This window comes from Pseudomonas sp. MWU12-2037 (assembly GCF_023242345.1).
GTDB lineage: Bacteria > Pseudomonadota > Gammaproteobacteria > Pseudomonadales > Pseudomonadaceae > Aquipseudomonas > Aquipseudomonas gingeri_D.
In genome coordinates, this window is record NZ_JALLIZ010000009.1 from 165127 (window position 1) to 179226 (window position 14100).

The window sequence follows — 14100 nt, forward strand, 5'->3', positions numbered from 1 at the left end:
TTGCGTCTGGCTCAAACCTTGTGGGAGCGGAGCTTGCCCACGAATCGAGTGCAAGGCACTCGTCCTGAGACGCCCCGCCCCGACCCACTTCAACGAGGGCTGCATTTCATGTCCCAAGAATTCGATTACATCATCATCGGTGCCGGCTCCGCCGGTAACACCCTGGCCACCCGCCTGACCGAAGACGCCGGTGTCACCGTCCTGCTGCTCGAAGCCGGCGGCCCCGACTACCGCTTCGACTTTCGCACCCAGATGCCCGCCGCCCTGGCTTTCCCGCTGCAAGGCCGGCGCTACAACTGGGCCTACGAAACCGACCCGGAACCGCATATGGACGGTCGCCGGATGGAGTGCGGACGCGGCAAGGGCCTCGGTGGTTCCTCGCTGATCAACGGCATGTGCTACATCCGTGGCAACGCCCTGGACTACGACGGCTGGGCCAAGCTGCCCGGCCTGGAAGACTGGGCCTACCTCGACTGCCTGCCGTATTTCCGCAAGGCCGAAACCCGTGACATCGGTCCAAACGACTATCACGGCGGCGAAGGCCCGGTCAGCGTGACCACGCCCAAGGCCGGCAACAACCCGCTGTTCCACGCCATGGTCGAAGCCGGCGTGCAGGCCGGTTACCCGCGTACCGTCGACCTCAACGGCTACCAGCAGGAAGGTTTCGGTCCGATGGACCGCACCGTCACGCCCAAGGGCCGTCGCGCCAGCACCGCCCGTGGTTACCTGGACACGGCCAAGCAGCGCTCGACCCTGACCATCGTCACCCACGCCCTGACCGACAAGATTCTGTTCGAAGACAAGCGTGCGGTCGGCGTGCGTTACCTGCTGGGTTCGGCCGAAGAACCGGTCGAAGTCCGCGCCCGCAAGGAAGTCCTGCTGTGCAGCGGCGCCATCGCCTCGCCGCAGATCCTCCAGCGCTCCGGCGTCGGCCCGGCCAAGCTCCTGCAAAGCCTGGATATCCCGCTGGTCCACGACCTGCCGGGCGTCGGTGAAAACCTCCAGGACCACCTGGAGCTGTACCTGCAATACGCCTGCACCCAGCCGGTCTCGCTGTACCCATCGCTGCTGTGGTGGAACCAGCCGGCCATCGGTGCCGAATGGCTGTTCAACGGCACCGGCATCGGCGCCAGCAACCAGTTCGAAGCCGGCGGTTTCATTCGCACCCGCCCGGAATTCGAGTGGCCGAATATCCAGTACCACTTCCTGCCGGTGGCGATTAACTACAACGGCAGCAACGGCGTGAAAGAACACGGCTTCCAGGCGCACATGGGTTCCATGCGTTCGCCGAGCCGCGGTCGGGTGCAGGCCAAGTCCAAGGACCCGCGCCAGCACCCGAGCATCCTGTTCAACTACATGGCCACCGAGCAGGACTGGCAGGAATTCCGCGACGGCATCCGCCTGACCCGGGAAATCATGCAACAGCCGGCTTTGGATATTTACCGTGGGCGTGAAATCAGCCCGGGGATCGAGGTGCAGACCGACGAGCAACTGGACCAGTTTGTCCGCGAGCACGCCGAGACCGCCTTCCACCCGTCCTGCTCGTGCAAGATGGGCACCGACGAGATGGCGGTGGTCGACAGCCAGGGTCGCGTGCATGGCATGCAAGGCCTGCGGGTGGTCGACGCGTCGATCATGCCGATCATCACCACCGGCAACCTGAACGCGCCGACGATCATGATCGCCGAGAAAATCGCCGACAAGATCCGTGGCCGCCAGCCACTGCCGCGCAGCAAGGCCGACTACTATGTGGCGGGTGAGGCGCCGGTGCGTGGCAAGCCGCTGCGTGAAGTGAACCGCACTGCGCAGTAACCGCTGAAAAGCTTCGCGGGCAAGCCCTGCTCCTACAGTTTTTTGTCGTTCACAGAATTTGTGTACGCCACCACCTTGTAGGAGCAGGGCTTGCCCGCGAATGCGTCAGTTCAGGCAACATCAATCTCCCACCACATAACGTAAACAATCCCCACACCGCCCTACCCTTGCTCCTACCCCCCGCGCAGGCCTAATCTAATGGCGCGCAAACGTTTCACCCCCGCCCCAATTCGACACGCCGCCACATTGCTGGCCACGAGGCTTTCCCATGTTTGATGTCGTATCTTCGAGCAAATGGCCCACCGGCTACCTGATCAATCCCAACCCCGAGCCCATGGACCCCAAGTGGCTGACGGAATTCAGCAAGATCCCGGCCGCCGCGGTCAGCGACTGCCTCGGTCGTAACGTCGGTGGACTGGGCCTGCGACCGTTCCACGGCAACACCCCGATGCTCGGCAATGCCCTGACCGTACGCGTGCGCCCGGGCGACAACCTGATGATCCTCAAGGCCATGCAGATGGCCCGCCCTGGCGATGTACTGGTGATCGACGGCAGCGCCGACCTGACCCGCGCCGTGTTCGGCGGCATCATGCGCGCCATGGCCCTCAAGGCCGGTATCGTCGGCGTGGTGATCAACGGCGCCCTGCGCGACCTCGACGAATGGCAGACCGGCGAACTGCCGGCCTACGCCATCGGCGGCGTGCACCGTGGCCCGAGCACCGACGGCGGTGGCGAGATCAACGTACCGATTTCCTGTGCCGGCATGCTGGTGACCCCGGGCGACCTGATGATCGGCGACGGTGACGGCGTTGTCGCCGCGGCCCGCTCCGAACTGCCGGAATTGCTGATCCGCTGCCACGACCTGCTGGCGCGGGAAAAGGCGACGCTGGCGGCGATTGAAGCCGGCACCCTGGACCCGGACCGCTTCGACGCGATCCTGCGCGCCAAGGGCTGCCCGCTCTAAGGTCAAAAGCCTCAAGAGCTTCGCGGGCAAGCCCTGCTCCTACAGTTTTTCGTCGCTCACGGCACTTGTGTACGACACTACCCTGTAGGAGCAGGGCTTGCCCGCGAAGAGGCCCTCCCGAACACCCCGCACAAGGAGGTTCCCCATGTTCGACTTCCACCCCCAGCTCAAGCAGCGTTTCGCCGGCTTGCGCACGGGCGCTGAATTCTTCTCGCTGCGTTACGTGCGCGAATCCGGCCAATACCTGTCGGTGCGCAAGAACGTGGCCGAACCCCCAAGCCTGCGCCTCGACGAAGGCGCGATGCTGACCGTCCGCGTCAACGGCGTCGAAGCCTATGCCGCGACCAACGACCTGTCCCAGGCCGGCCTGCAAAGCGCCCTCGAACGTGCCGAAAACTACGCCCGCTTGATGGCCCCCCACGCCCTGCTCGACCTGCGCCAACAGGCCGTCTCCAGCGACCGCGCCGATTACCGCTCGCCCCAGCTCGACCAGCCCTTCCCGTCACTGAGCGACTGCTACGCCCTGCTCGGCGCCGAATCCGCCGCCGTGCCCAAGGACGAGCGGCTGGTCAACTGGGAAGTCAGTCTCGGCCTGACCCAGGTCGAACAGATCTACCTCAACAACGCCGGCGCCGAACTGCGCCAAGCCCTGCGCTTCGTCTACCCGGGCCTGAGCGTCACCGCCTACGACGGCGCGGACAGCCAGACCCGGACCCTGGGCCGGGAAAACTTCGGCCAGCAAGGCAGCGCCGATGTCATCGGCCGCTCCGGAATGATCGGCGCCGGCACCCGGATCGCCGACCAGGCCCTGCAATTGCTGCTGGCGCCCAACACCCCGCAAGGCCCGCGCGACCTGCTGTTGACCCCGGACCAGATGATCCTGCAGATCCACGAATCCATCGGCCACCCGCTGGAACTGGACCGCATCCTCGGCGACGAACGCAATTACGCCGGCACCAGCTTCGTCAAGGCCAGCGACTTCGGCAGCCTGCAATATGGCTCGGCGCTGCTCAACGTGACCTTCGATCCGACCATCGCGCAGCAACTGGCCAGCTACGGCCATGACGACGACGGCACCCCGGCCCGCAAGGAGTTCCTGATTCGCGAAGGCCGCCTGCTGCGTCCACTGGGCGGCGCGCTGTCACAGTTCCGCTCCGGCCTCGACGGCGTCGCCAACAGCCGCGCCTGCAGCTGGAACCGCGCGCCCATCGACCGCATGGCCAACCTCAATATCGAACCGGGCGACCAGTCCTTCGCCCAACTGGTCGGCGCTATCGAGAAAGGCATCCTGATGTCCACCAACCGTTCCTGGTCCATCGACGATGCCCGCAACAAATTCCAGTTCGGCTGCGAATGGGGCCAGCTGATAGAAAATGGCGAGCTCAAGGGCGTGGTGAAAAATCCCAACTACCGGGCAATTTCCGCACAGTTCTGGCGCAATCTCAGCGCCGTCGGCAACGCCGAGACCTTCCAGGTCCTGGGCACGCCGAATTGCGGCAAGGGCGAGCCCAACCAGGTGATCCGCGTCGGGCATGCCTCGCCCGCCTGTGTCTTCAGCAATGTCGATGTGTTTGGAGGAGATGCCTGATGAGTACTTCACTGAGTCAGGTCGAACACTTCCGCGCGCTGGTCAACGGTTTGCAGGAACAACTGCACGCCACGGAACGTTTCACCCTGGGTTATGCCGCCGAGTCGTCGGACTTTATCCGTTTCAATCAGGGCCGGGTGCGCCAGGCCGGGCAGGTGCAACAGGCCAGCTTGAGCTTCAAGCTGATCGACGACGGTCGCCACGCCGACTTGCAGATCACCCTCTCCGGCGAACCTGAGCCGGACCGTCAGCGCCTGGCGGACGGCCTGCAACAACTGCGCGAAATCCTCCCGCTGTTGCCGGCGGACCCGTACCTGCTGCTCAACCACAACGCCTGGCAAAGCCAGAATGTGCAGAGCCATCCGTTGCCGGAGACGGCGCGAGTACTGGAGGAAATCAGCCGCGCCTCGGTCGGCCTGGACCTGGTCGGGTTCTACGCCGCCGGTCCCATCAGCCGGGGCTTTGCCAGTTCCGACGGGGCCTTTGGCTGGCACCAGGCCAATAGTTTCAACTTTGACTGGAGCCTATTCCACGAAAACGGCCAGGCGGTGAAAGCCAGCTACGCCGGCCATGACTGGAACAGCGACGGCTTTGCCCGGCGCTTCCAGCAGGCCCGTGAGCAACTCGAGTTTCTCGGCCGACCGTTGCGCACCCTGGCGCCGGGCGAGTATCGCGCCTACCTGGCACCGGCGGCGCTGGAAGAAGTCATGGGCATGCTCAGTTGGGGCGGCTTCTCGGCCCAGGCCATCGGCAGCAAGCACAGCCCGCTGCAGAAGCTTTACGCGGGCGAGGCCAGCTTCAGTCCCAGCGTCTGGCTCAGCGAGCAGATCAGTGGTTCGTTGAGCCCGGCGTTTTCCAACGAAGGCTATCCGCGTGGCGACGTGTCGTTGGTGGCCGCGGGCGCGGCGGACCAGCAGTTGATCAACTCCCGCAGTGCCGCCGAGTACGGGCTGACCACCAACGGTGCCAGCGGCGGCGAGTATCCCGGTGCCTTGCAGATGCGCTCCGGGCAACTGGCCCAGGCCGATATTCTCAAGCGACTGGGCACCGGCTTGTATATCAGCAACCTGTGGTACCTGAACTACTCGGACCAACCGGCGGCGCGGATGACCGGCATGACCCGCTTCGCCACCTTCTGGGTGGAGAACGGCGAGATCCAGGCGCCGGTCAGCACCATGCGCTTCGATGACAGTGTCTACAGCCTGTTGGGCAGCCAGTTGGAAGCCCTGACCCAGGAACGCGAGCTGCTGCTGTCGGCGAGCACCTACGACCAGCGACAGACCGCGTCGAACCTGCTGCCGGGGGCGTTGATCAGCAAGTTGACCCTGACCCTGTAAACCTGGAGTCCGCTCTCACGGACACCGCAAAACCTGTAGGAGCAGGGCTTGCCCGCGAAGCTTTTAGCGCTCTCAAGGGCCTATTCGCGGGCAAGCCCTGCTCCTACAGGTCCGCGGCGGTCACAAGATCTCTGACCGAAACACCCGCATACCTATCCGTTCAGTCAGTTGCCCTGACGCCGCCCGGCGCGCTATATATCCCTCTGTTTTTTTCACACTATCAAAACGCCACCCTCATACGGCAACACCCAGAGAAACCAGACTCGACCCGCGATTTCCTTACTCAATGCCGCACCTCTTTCATCCCCCCGAAAGTGCTTTGCTGGAGCTTGATATGAATCATGGAAGCTTTGTCATCAACAACCTGTACCGGCACTTCAACATCCATGTCGAACGTATCGGCGACGATCCCCGGCGCAGGACGGTCCTGCTGGTCAACGGTGCCCTGGCCACCACCAGCTCTTTCACCCGTACCGGCAAGTGCCTGGCCGAACACTTCAACGTGGTGCTGTTCGACCTACCCTTTGCCGGGCGCTCGCAACCCTACAATCCCGATCCGGGGCTGGTGACCAAGGACGACGAGGTGGAGATCCTCCTGGCCCTGGTGCAGCGCTTCGAGGTCAATCACCTGGTGTCCGCCTCATGGGGCGGCATTTCCACCCTGCTGGCCCTCACCCGGCACCCGCCGACCATCGAAAGCTCGGTGGTGATGGCCCTGGCGCCCGACCTGAATCCACCGATGCGGGCGTATGTGCAGCGCGTCCACGAACTGATCGCGGTGGACGACAAATCCGCCATCGGCCACCTGCTCAACGACACCGTCGGCCACTTCCTGCCACCACGCCTCAAGGCCACCAACCACCAGCACCTGTCCTCGATGCCCAGCACCGAATACCGCCAGGCGCGCTTTCATATCGACCAGGTGCTGCAGCTCGGCGACGGTAATTACCTGCGGGCCTTGTCCGCGATCCAGAGCCCGGTGCATTTCATCAATGGCGCCAAGGACATCTACACCCCGGCCGCAGGTGCGCGGGTGTTCCAGGAATATATCCCCCGCAGCAGTTTCTCCGTCGCCGAAGACACCGGCCATTTGCTCGACCTGGAATCACGCCAGGCCGCCAACGCGGTGCATCAGGCTTTGCTGGGGTTTCTGCTGTCGCCCGGATAGCATCGCGTCCTGTAGGAGCCAGCTTGCTGGCGATCCAGGCGACGCGCTCCATCAGACACACCGCGTCATCGCTCATCGCCAGCAAGCCGGCTCCTGCAGGTGGCGGGTGTGTTCAAGATCTCCGGCAACGAGCACGCGCCTACACCGTTCCTGACCGATCAGGCATACTGCAACTACGTAGCCAGCTAACAAACAGAGCCGCCCATGCCTGATCGTGCCCCACTCGACGTAACGACCGCTCGCTGGCTACCGTGGGTGGTAGCCATTGCCTTCTTCATGCAGTCCCTCGACGGGACCATCCTCAACACCGCACTGCCCGCCATGGCCCTCGACCTGGCGGAAAACCCCCTGCGCATGCAAGGCGTGGTGATCGCCTACATGCTCACCGTGGCCCTGCTGATCCCGGCCTCGGGATGGGTTTCCGACCGCTTCGGCACCAAACGCATCTTCTTCAGCGCGATCCTGCTGTTCAGCATCGGCTCCCTGCTCTGCGCCCTGTCGAGCTCGCTGAACATGCTGGTGGGCGCGCGGATCATCCAGGGCCTCGGCGGTTCGCTGATGCTACCGGTCGGCCGGCTGGTGGTGCTGCGGGCCTACCCGCGTTCGGAGCTGGTGCGGATCATGGGGTTCATCACCATACCCGGCCTGCTCGGCCCGTTGATCGGCCCGACCATGGGCGGCTGGATGGTGCAGTACCTGACCTGGCACTGGATTTTTTTGATCAACCTGCCGGTGGGCCTGCTCGGCTGCTACGCGGTGTGGAAGTTCATCCCGGACCTGCGCGGCAGCGAACGCACGCGCTTCGACGGCATCGGCTTCCTGTTGTTCGGCGCGGCGATGCTGCTGATCACCATCGCCATGGAGGGCCTGGGCGAGCTGCAACTGCCGCACCTGCGGGTGATGTTGCTGCTGTTCGCCGGCCTCGCCTGCCTGGCGGCGTATTGGCTGCGGGCCGGGCATATCGATAACCCCTTGTTCGCGCCGTCCTTGTTCAAGACCCGGACCTTTGCCGTGGGCATCCTCGGCAACCTGTTCGCCCGCCTGGGCAGCGGCGCCCTGCCGTTCCTGGTGCCGTTGCTGCTGCAAGTGGCCCTGGGTTATTCGCCGTCCCAGGCCGGGATGAGCATGCTGCCCCTGGCGGCGGCGGCGATGTTTGCCAAATCGATTGCCCGCCCGCTGATCGAGCGCCTGGGTTATCGCATCGTGCTCACCGGCAACACCCTGGCCCTGGGCATCATGCTCGCGGTCATGGGCCTGGTCACCGAGCAGACGCCTTACCCCTTGTTGCTGGCCATGCTGGCGATTGCCGGGGCGATCAACTCGCTGCAGTTCACGGCGATGAACACCGTGACCCTGATCGATCTCGACGACAAGTCCGCCAGCAGCGGCAACAGCCTGCTGTCGGTGGTGGCGCAATTGTCCCTGAGCCTCGGGGTGGCCTGCGCCGGTGCCCTGCTCGGCGGCTTTACCGCCGCGGTCGGCAACGATGGCGTGGAGACGGTGCTCGGTGCGTTCCAGCTGACCTTCCTCACCGTGGGCATCCTGGCGATGCTGGCGGCGACGATTTTCCTGCAGCTTTCACCCCAGGACGGGCGGCGGGCCAGGGTGGTTCAGGAGCAGCATATCGAGCACTAGGTGCCTGGGATTTATTGGGTGTGCTCAGGGGCCTCTTCGCGGCGGTGCGGCGATCCGACAAGCTCCGTTCCCACAAGTTGCGCGGTGCCTGCAACACTTGCGCCTGGCTCCGATCTCAGTGTGGGAGCGGAGCTTGCCCGCGAAGAGGCCAGCAGCCACACAACAGGTTCAAGCCATTGCCCCAAAGCAGCGCCTCCCACAACAATCAGCCTGCACTACCAGTATTTGGCTACTTTTCGTCCAGAATTTGCAGCGCCGCCAGTCGGGACTGATACACTGCGCGACATTTTGTTTTGCAGGCCAGTCCCGTGACCACCATCGCCACCGCGTTTAACTCTTTGCCACTGTCCGCCGCCATGCTGGCTAACCTCGACTCCCTCGGTTATGCCCAGATGACGCCGATCCAGGCGCAAAGCTTGCCGGTGATCCTCAAGGGCATGGACCTGATCGCCCAGGCCAAGACCGGCAGCGGCAAGACCGCGGCCTTCGGCATCGGCCTGCTGAACCCGATCAACCCGCGCTTCTTCGGCTGCCAGGCGCTGGTGATCTGCCCCACCCGCGAGCTGGCCGACCAGGTCGCCAAGGAAATCCGTCGCCTGGCCCGCGCCGAAGACAATATCAAGGTGCTGACCCTCTGCGGCGGCGTGTCCCTCGGACCGCAGATCGCCTCCCTGGAACACGGCACCCATATCATCGTCGGCACCCCGGGGCGTATCCAGCAGCACCTGCGCAAGGGCTCGCTGGTCCTGCACGGCCTCAACACCCTGGTCCTCGACGAAGCCGATCGCATGCTCGACATGGGTTTCTACGACGCCATCGAGGAAATCATTGCGCAGCTCCCGGAACGTCGGCAGACCCTGCTGTTCTCCGCCACCTATCCGGTGAGCATCAAGCAGCTGGCCTCCAAGTTCATGCGCAACCCGCAGCAGGTCAAGGCCGAGGCGATGCACGCCGACAGCCAGATCGAACAGCGCTTCTACGAGATTTCCCCGGAAGAGCGCATGGAAGCCGTGGTCAAGGTGCTCAACCATTTCCGGCCTGAGTCCTGCGTGGCGTTCTGCTTCACCAAGCAGCAGGTCCAGGAAACCGTCGACCACCTGACCGCCAAGGGCGTGTCCGCCGTGGCCCTGCACGGTGACCTGGAACAGCGTGACCGCGACCAGGTCCTGGCGATGTTCGCCAACCGCAGTATCTCCGTGCTGGTGGCCACCGATGTGGCGGCCCGCGGCCTGGATATCGATGCCCTGGACATGGTGATCAACGTCGAGCTGGCCCGTGATTCGGAGATGCATATCCACCGCGTCGGCCGTACCGGTCGGGCGGGCGAGACCGGCCTGGCGATCAGCCTGGTGGCGCCGTCCGAAAGCCTGCGCGCGCGGGCCATCGAGGAAGTGCAGAAGTCGCCGTTGAACTGGGACCAGCTCGACAACCTCAAGTCCCAGGGCGGCAGCCCGCTGCTGCCGGCCATGAGCACCCTGTGCATCGCTGCCGGGCGCAAGGACAAGGTCCGTCCGGGCGACATCCTCGGTGCCCTGACCGGCGACGCCGGGATTCCCGGTGCCCAGGTCGGCAAGATCGCGATTTTCGACTTCCAGGCCTACGTGGCGGTGGAGCGTGGCGTCGCCAAGCAGGCCTTGCAGCGCCTGAACGACGGCAAGATCAAGGGCCGCTCGCTGCGCGTGCGGATTCTCTGAATATCAAGGGCCAGCTCGGTCCCCACCATGGATCGGCTGGCCTTGCTAGCGCAAACAGCGGAAACCTGTAGGAGCAGGGCTTGCCCGCGAAGACGTCAGTATTATCAACCTGATCTTTCGGATAGCCCACACCGGCCCCTTCGCGGGCAAGCCCTGCTCCTACAAGGTTTCGTGGTGTTTTCAAGATCACGTTACCCTATCCGCAGTGTTTTCAAGACCGCATTATCCTAATCGCCTTCCGAGGACATCGTTGTGCCCGTTACTGAAGTTGTGATCATCGGCGCCGGTGCCGCCGGCTTGATGTGCGCCTTTACCGCCGCCGCCCGTGGGCGCCAGGTGATGCTGATCGACCACGCCAACAAGGCCGGCAAGAAAATCCTGATGTCCGGCGGTGGTCGCTGCAATTTCACCAATATGTACAGCGAGCCCGGCAACTTTCTCTCGCAGAACCCGCATTTCTGCAAGTCGGCCCTGGCCCGCTACACCCAGTGGGATTTCATCGCGATGGTGGCCAAGCACGGCGTGCCCTACCACGAGAAAAAACTCGGCCAGCTGTTTTGCGACAACAAGTCCAGCGACATCCTCGGCATGCTCCTCGACGAGTGCGACCAGGCCGGCGTCAGCCTGCACCTGGACACCGCCATCCAGCACATCGAAAAGCTCGAAAGCGGCTACCTGCTGCAAACCACCCTTGGCCAGATCACCTGCCAGTCGCTGGTGATCGCCACCGGCGGCCTGTCGATCCCGACCCTGGGCGCCACCGGCTTCGGTTATCAGGTGGCCAAACAGTTCGGCCACCAGGTGTTACCGACCCGCGCCGGGCTGGTGCCGTTCACCATTACCGATCAACTCAAGGCGCTCTGCACCGAGCTGTCCGGGACTTCAGTGGATTGCCTGGTGAGCTGCAACGAGCAGAGCTTCCGGGAAAATATCCTGTTCACCCACCGCGGCCTCAGCGGCCCGGCGATCCTGCAGATTTCCTCGTTCTGGAATCCCGGCGATACGCTGCATATCAACCTGCTGCCGGACCACGACGCACTGGACTGGCTGCAACAGCAACAGGCCGAGCGGCCCAACAGCGAACTGAAAACCCTGCTGGGCGAGTTGTTCACCAAGAAAATGGCCAACCTGCTGGCCGAACACTGGTTCGTCTCCAAGCCGATGAAGCAGTACACCCCGGTGGAGTTGGCCGAGGTCGCGCAGAAGCTCGGCGACTGGCGACTGGTCCCGGCCGGCACCGAAGGTTATCGCACCGCCGAAGTGACCCTGGGCGGTGTCGACACCCGGGAAGTGTCGTCGAAAACCATGGAATCGCTGAAAAGCCCGGGGCTGTATTTTATCGGTGAAGTGCTGGACGTCAGCGGCCATCTGGGGGGCTTCAACTTCCAGTGGGCCTGGGCCTCGGGCTATGCGGCGGCGCAATTCGCCTGATCCTTGGGACAATCGCTGATCACGGAACAAATTTTGCTGTAGACGATGTGGCGCCATTGTAATGCCGCCCGTCTACCCATCATTCAGATCAATCGCTTGGCAGGCTCTCTCACCTTCATGGCATCCACCTCGTTCAACCAGTCCCTGCGCCGTCTCTGGGCGCTGGACAAATTCAGCTATAGCGTTCGGGTGTTTATCGCCCTGACCGGCATCATGACCCTGTGCTGGTTCCAGAACGAGATGAAGCTCCTGATCCCGTTGTTCCTCGGGGTCATCGCCAGCGCCCTGGCCGAGACCGACGACAGTTGGCAAGGCCGCCTCAACGCCCTGGCGGTGACGCTGGTGTGCTTCAGTGTCGCGGCGTTCTCGGTCGAGTTGCTGTTTCCCTATCCGCTGGTCTTCGTCTGCGCCATGGCCCTGGCGGCCTTTGGCCTGACCATGCTCGGCGCCCTGGGCGAACGTTATGGCGCGATAGCCTCGGCAACCCTGATCCTCTCGGTCTACACCATGATCGGCGTCGACCAGCGCGGCGGCGAAGTCGCCAACCTCTGGCACGAGCCGATGCTGCTGGTGACCGGCGCGGCCTGGTACGGCGTGCTCTCGGTGCTCTGGCAGGCGATGTTCTCCAACCAGCCGGTGCAACAGAGCCTGGCCAGACTGTTCCGCGAACTGGGTTACTACCTCAAGCTCAAGTCCTCGCTGTTCGAACCGATCCGCCAACTGGACGTCGAGGCCCGGCGCCTGGAGCTGGCCCAGCAGAACGGCAAGGTGGTGGCGGCGCTGAACAGCGCCAAGGAAATCATCCTGCACCGGGTCGGCAATGGTCGGCCGGGGTCGAAGGTCAGCCGCTACCTGAAGCTGTACTTCCTCGCCCAGGATATCCACGAACGCGCCAGTTCCTCGCACTACCCGTACAACGCCCTGGCCGAAGCGTTCTTCCACAGCGACGTGCTGTTCCGCTGCCAACGCCTGCTACGCGAGCAAGGCAAGGCCTGCCAGGCCCTGGCGGTGTCGATCCAACTGCGCCAGCCGTTCGTCTACGACGCCAGCTTCGCCGAAGCCCTGGGCGACCTGCACGCCTCCCTGGAACACCTGCGCATCCAGAGCAACCCGGCCTGGCGCGGCCTGCTGCGTTCGCTGCGGGCCCTGGCGGCCAACCTCGGCACCCTCGACCGCCTGTTGAGCGACGCCAGCAACCCCGACAGCCTGGCCGACGCCACCGACAGCAGCCTGCTGGACCGTTCACCGCGTAATTTCAAGGATGTCTGGACGCGCCTGCGCACCCAACTGACCCCGACTTCGCTGCTGTTCCGCCACGCCCTGCGCCTGCCGCTGGCGCTGAGCATCGGCTACGGCATGGTGCACCTGGTGCACCCGTCCCAGGGCTACTGGATCATCCTCACCACGCTGTTCGTCTGCCAGCCGAGCTATGGCGCCACCCGGCGCAAACTGGGCCAGCGGATCCTCGGCACCGCCATCGGCCTGACCGCCGCCTGGGCCTTGTTCGACCTGTTCCCGAGCCCGTTGATCCAGGCCTTGTTCACCATCGCCGCCGGGGTGGTGTTCTTTATCAACCGCACCACCCGCTACACCCTCGCGACCGCCGCCATGACCCTGACGGTACTGTTCTGTTTCAACCAGGTGGGCGACGGCTACGGCCTGTTCCTGCCGCGCCTGCTCGATACCCTGCTGGGTGCGCTGATCGCCGGCCTGGCGGTGTTCCTGTTCCTGCCGGACTGGCAAGGTCGGCGCCTGAACAAGGTGCTGGCCAATACCCTGAGCTGCAACAGCCTGTACCTGCGCCAGATCATGCGCCAGTACGCCCAGGGCAAGAGCGACGACCTCGCCTACCGCCTGGCCCGACGCAACGCCCACAACGCCGATGCGGCGCTGTCGACCACCCTGGCGAACATGTTGATGGAGCCGGGGCACTTCCGTAAGGAAGCCGACGTGGGGTTCCGCTTCCTGGTGCTCTCGCACACCTTGCTCAGCTACCTGTCGGGACTCGGCGCGCACCGCGACAATCAACTGCCGGAAGCGGTGCGCGATCATCTGCTCGAGGGTGTCGGCGCGACGCTGGCGGCGAGTATCGAAGAAGTCGCCACGGGCCTGGCGAACAAGACCCCCATCGCCATTCAAAGCGATGCCGAGGAAGCCTTGGCCAATGAGTTGGAACAGATGCCGGACGAGATCGACGAGATCCAGCGGCTGGTGCAGACCCAGCTGGCGTTGATCTGCCGCCAGCTAGGACCGTTGCGTACCTTGGCGGCGCACCTGATCAAGGATCCGGAAGAAAACGCAGAATCCTAAAAACGCCACACTCCCCTGTAGGAGCTGGCTTGCCAGCGATGAGGCTCTCAAGACCGCCAAAAGCTTCGCTGGCAAGCCAGGCTCCTACAGACCGCACTGAACACAGATTTCGCGTACGACAAAAACCTGTAGGAGCAGGGCTTGTCGGGGCGCCGCAGCGC

At 64.0% G+C, this 14100-nt stretch carries 9 protein-coding genes; all 9 read left to right on the forward strand.

Annotated elements, in window-relative coordinates; translation table 11 throughout:
- The first annotated feature begins 108 nt into the window (after positions 1 to 108).
- The 9 genes from betA to yccS all read left to right on the forward strand — a co-directional run bounded on the left by betA (position 109) and on the right by yccS (position 13939).
- Positions 109 to 1812: a choline dehydrogenase gene (gene betA, locus M5B42_RS18270; protein ID WP_248746638.1), complete on the forward strand. Its 1704-nt coding sequence runs from the start codon at positions 109 to 111 to the stop codon at positions 1810 to 1812.
- 268 nt (positions 1813 to 2080) lie between these two features.
- A complete protein-coding gene (locus M5B42_RS18275) occupies positions 2081 to 2776 on the forward strand; it encodes an RraA family protein (protein WP_103498132.1) in 696 nt (231 codons plus the stop codon).
- Between the two features lie 145 nt (positions 2777 to 2921).
- Positions 2922 to 4364 carry a TldD/PmbA family protein gene (locus tag M5B42_RS18280; RefSeq protein WP_248746639.1) on the forward strand — a complete coding sequence of 481 codons (1443 nt, stop codon included), beginning with the start codon at positions 2922 to 2924 and terminating at the stop codon, positions 4362 to 4364.
- Complete coding sequence (locus tag M5B42_RS18285; protein WP_248746640.1) at positions 4364 to 5701, forward strand: metallopeptidase TldD-related protein; 1338 nt, start codon at positions 4364 to 4366, stop codon at positions 5699 to 5701. The genes M5B42_RS18280 and M5B42_RS18285 overlap by 1 nt, the downstream gene beginning before the upstream one ends.
- 334 nt (positions 5702 to 6035) lie before the next feature.
- Positions 6036 to 6869 carry an alpha/beta hydrolase gene (locus M5B42_RS18290; protein WP_248746641.1) on the forward strand — a complete coding sequence of 278 codons (834 nt, stop codon included), beginning with the start codon at positions 6036 to 6038 and terminating at the stop codon, positions 6867 to 6869.
- A 204-nt stretch (positions 6870 to 7073) separates the two neighbouring features.
- Positions 7074 to 8504, forward strand: a complete 1431-nt coding sequence (gene mdtD, locus M5B42_RS18295) for a multidrug transporter subunit MdtD (RefSeq protein WP_248746642.1) — start codon at positions 7074 to 7076, stop codon at positions 8502 to 8504.
- Positions 8505 to 8860: 356 nt separating this feature from the next.
- Positions 8861 to 10198, forward strand: coding sequence for an ATP-dependent RNA helicase DbpA (dbpA, locus tag M5B42_RS18300; RefSeq protein ID WP_247263367.1), 1338 nt, complete (start codon positions 8861 to 8863; stop codon positions 10196 to 10198).
- Positions 10199 to 10450: 252 nt separating this feature from the next.
- The gene (locus M5B42_RS18305; protein ID WP_248746643.1) at positions 10451 to 11629 is read left to right on the forward strand and encodes an NAD(P)/FAD-dependent oxidoreductase; all 1179 of its coding nucleotides are present in this window, start codon (positions 10451 to 10453) and stop codon (positions 11627 to 11629) included.
- 117 nt (positions 11630 to 11746) lie between these two features.
- On the forward strand, positions 11747 to 13939 hold the full coding sequence (yccS, locus tag M5B42_RS18310) for a YccS family putative transporter (protein ID WP_248746644.1): 2193 nt from the start codon (positions 11747 to 11749) through the stop codon (positions 13937 to 13939).
- Positions 13940 to 14100 lie beyond the last annotated feature (161 nt).

What these genes read in the sequence shown, in the direction of transcription:
- betA (WP_248746638.1), top strand. Translation starts at nt 109, where the DNA reads ATGTCCCAAGAATTCGATTACATCATCATCGGTGCCGGCTCCGCCGGT.
- M5B42_RS18275 (WP_103498132.1), top strand. Translation starts at nt 2,081, where the DNA reads ATGTTTGATGTCGTATCTTCGAGCAAATGGCCCACCGGCTACCTGATC.
- M5B42_RS18280 (WP_248746639.1), top strand. Translation starts at nt 2,922, where the DNA reads ATGTTCGACTTCCACCCCCAGCTCAAGCAGCGTTTCGCCGGCTTGCGC.
- M5B42_RS18285 (WP_248746640.1), top strand. Translation starts at nt 4,364, where the DNA reads ATGAGTACTTCACTGAGTCAGGTCGAACACTTCCGCGCGCTGGTCAAC.
- M5B42_RS18290 (WP_248746641.1), top strand. Translation starts at nt 6,036, where the DNA reads ATGAATCATGGAAGCTTTGTCATCAACAACCTGTACCGGCACTTCAAC.
- mdtD (WP_248746642.1), top strand. Translation starts at nt 7,074, where the DNA reads ATGCCTGATCGTGCCCCACTCGACGTAACGACCGCTCGCTGGCTACCG.
- dbpA (WP_247263367.1), top strand. Translation starts at nt 8,861, where the DNA reads ATGCTGGCTAACCTCGACTCCCTCGGTTATGCCCAGATGACGCCGATC.
- yccS (WP_248746644.1), top strand. Translation starts at nt 11,747, where the DNA reads ATGGCATCCACCTCGTTCAACCAGTCCCTGCGCCGTCTCTGGGCGCTG.